Source organism: Phytoactinopolyspora endophytica, from assembly GCF_004138495.1.
GTDB classification, from domain to species: Bacteria; Actinomycetota; Actinomycetes; order Jiangellales; family Jiangellaceae; genus Phytoactinopolyspora; species Phytoactinopolyspora endophytica.
Genome location: NZ_ML142850.1, coordinates 516,011 through 518,619, shown reverse-complemented (window position 1 = coordinate 518,619; position 2,609 = coordinate 516,011). Strand labels below are relative to the sequence as shown.

Sequence of the window (2,609 nt, the reverse complement as noted above, 5' to 3'; positions counted from 1 at the left end):
ATCCGCGGGCAGGCGCGCTCGCGGCCCGGGCAATGGAGCTCGGCGGATCGTGAGGCCGGAACGGTCGGGCAGCGAACGGAGTGCAGGTGCGCAAGGCAGTGCGCGACACAGCGGCGGCGCCGTGGAAGCGGGAGCGGTCCGGGTGACCGTCGTCACCGCGGGGTCGCGCGACGCCGGTGAAGGACGCGAAGCCGGCGACCGGCGTGAGGACCGTGCGGCACAAGGGCAGACCTCGACGGTCCCGGTCCGTGGTGTGGCCAGACGTAACTCCGTGCGCGGCGCGGGGTTCCTGGTGGCCTTGGCGGCGCTCGCCGTCGTCGTGCTGCTGAGCATCTCCGTCGGGGCACGGGAGATCCCGCTGACAGTGGTGTGGGACGCATTGTTCGATCACGCGGACATCGATGACCACCACGTCGTGCGCGGGCTGCGGCTGCCGAGAACGGTGGTCGGGCTGGTCGTCGGCGCCGCGTTGGGCATCGCCGGCGCTCTCACCCAGGCGTTGACTCGCAATCCGCTCGCCGACCCGGGGATTCTCGGTGTGAACGCGGGTGCGGCGCTGTTCGTCGCACTGGGGATCGGCGTGTTCGGCGTCGGGTCGGTCTCGGGCTACTTGTGGTTCGCTTTCGCCGGGGCCCTCATGGTCACGGTCGCGGTCTACCTGATCGGCTCCGCCGGTCGTGGCCCGGCCGATCCGGTACGCCTGGTGCTGGCCGGTGTCGCGCTCGGCGCGGTCGTCAGCGGCATCACGACCGGCCTGGTGCTGCTCGACCCCCAGACGTTCGACCAGATGCGCAACTGGAACGCCGGGTCTTTCGTCGGCAGGGACCTCGACGTGGTCTGGCCCGTACTGCCGTTTCTGGCCGCCGGCCTGCTGCTGGCCATGGTCTCCGCGCGGCCCCTCAATGCGATCGGGCTCGGTGAGGACATGGCCTCGTCGCTGGGGGCGAACGTGACCCGCACCCGGGTGATCGTCGTCATCGCCGTGACGCTGCTGGCCGGGGGAGCGACCGCCATCGCCGGACCGATCGGCTTCGTCGGCCTGATGATGCCACACGTCGCACGGTGGATCGTCGGGCCGGACCAACGCTGGATACTCCCGTACACCGTGGTGCTGGCGCCGATCCTGCTGCTGAGCGCCGACATCCTCGGTCGCGTCCTGATGCGTCCGGGCGAGGTGCCGGTGGGTATCGTCACCGCATTCGTGGGTGCGCCGGTGCTGATCATTCTCATCCGCCGCAAGAAGGCGAGTGGCCTGTGACCGGTATGCAGACCAGGCCGGGCCACGCGGGTGACGCGCCGGCCGCACGGGTGGACTTCGGCCGTCGCACGCTGCGCTGGCGCCGCGGCGGCTTCTGGTTGCGCTTCGACCTGCGCACGATCGTGGTGTGCGCGGCGATCACCGCTGCCACGGTGCTGGTCGCGCTGGTGACGCTCGGTAGCGGCGACTACGTGCTCAGCATCGGTGAGGTCGGCTCCGCGATCTTCGTCGGCGACGACGGATTCGCGCGCACGGTGGTCCTCGAATGGCGGATGCCGCGGGTGGCCGCCTCGATCGTGTTCGGCGCGGCACTGGGCGTCAGCGGTGCGATCTTCCAGTCACTGACCCGTAATCCGCTGGCGAGCCCGGACATCATCGGGTTCTCGGCAGGCTCCTACACCGGCGCACTGATCGTCATCATCCTGATCGGCGGCTCCTATCTCGACGTCGCCGCAGGTGCGCTGGCCGGCGGCATCACGACGGCGGCGGTGGTCTACCTGCTCGCCTTCAAGCGCGGCGTGCAGGGGTTCCGGCTGATCGTCGTCGGTATCGCGATCTCCGCGATGCTCGGATCGCTGAACACGTGGATGATGCTCACCGCCGACCTCGAAGTCGCCATGACCGCTGCGGTCTGGGGTGCCGGGACGCTGAACGCCACCAGCTGGGAGCAGGCCGGGATCGGTGCGCTCGTCATCTTCCTGCTGCTATGCGCCACGGCTGCGCTGGCACGCCCGCTCAGGCAGCTCGAGCTCGGCGACGACGCTGCCAAGGCCCTCGGCGTGCGGGCCGAACCGTCCCGGCTGGGTCTGATCGTGGTGGGGGTCGCGCTGACCGCGACGGTCACCGCGGCGGCCGGGCCGATCGCGTTCGTGGCCCTGGCCGCGCCGCAGATCGCTCGCCGTCTCGCCCGGACCCCGGGCGTCGCACTGGCCCCGGCAGCGTTCCTCGGCGCGTTCCTGCTGTGTACGGCCGACTACGTGGCCCAGCACCGGCTACCTGCGGCGCTCCCGGTGGGTGTGGTCACGGTCGTCGTCGGCGGCGGCTACCTGGTCTGGCTGCTCATCCATGAGGCGAGGCGGCGGATATGAACGGCACACGGGACGCGTTCCTGAAGGACCGAACGAAGGACGGACGGATGACTCTTCTCGACGACGACCGGTCGCGGGCCAGCGTCGCCGGCTCGCCGGCAGCACGCCTGCATGTCGACGCCGCCACCATCGGCTACGACAAACGTGTCATCTCCGAGGACCTGAGCGTGTCGATTCCGGACGAGTCGTTCACCGTGATCGTCGGTCCGAACGCTTGCGGCAAGTCGACGCTGTTGCGTGCCATGTCGCGGTTGCTGACCCCG

The 2,609-nt window shown here is 70.2% G+C and carries 3 protein-coding genes; all 3 read left to right on the top strand.

Annotated features, from left to right (window positions below):
* Window positions 1-253: 253 nt before the first annotated feature.
* Window positions 254-1,258: a FecCD family ABC transporter permease gene (locus ELR45_RS05670; protein ID WP_165367518.1), complete on the top strand. Its 1,005-nt coding sequence runs from the start codon at window positions 254-256 to the stop codon at window positions 1,256-1,258.
* A 5-nt stretch (window positions 1,259-1,263) separates the two neighbouring features.
* Window positions 1,264-2,346 (top strand): FecCD family ABC transporter permease, encoded by a 1,083-nt coding sequence (locus ELR45_RS05665; protein ID WP_129664277.1) that lies wholly within the window; start codon window positions 1,264-1,266, stop codon window positions 2,344-2,346.
* A gap of 47 nt (window positions 2,347-2,393) precedes the next feature.
* On the top strand, window positions 2,394-2,609 hold a 216-nt coding region (locus tag ELR45_RS40425; protein WP_240759181.1), incomplete at its 3' end, for an ATP-binding cassette domain-containing protein.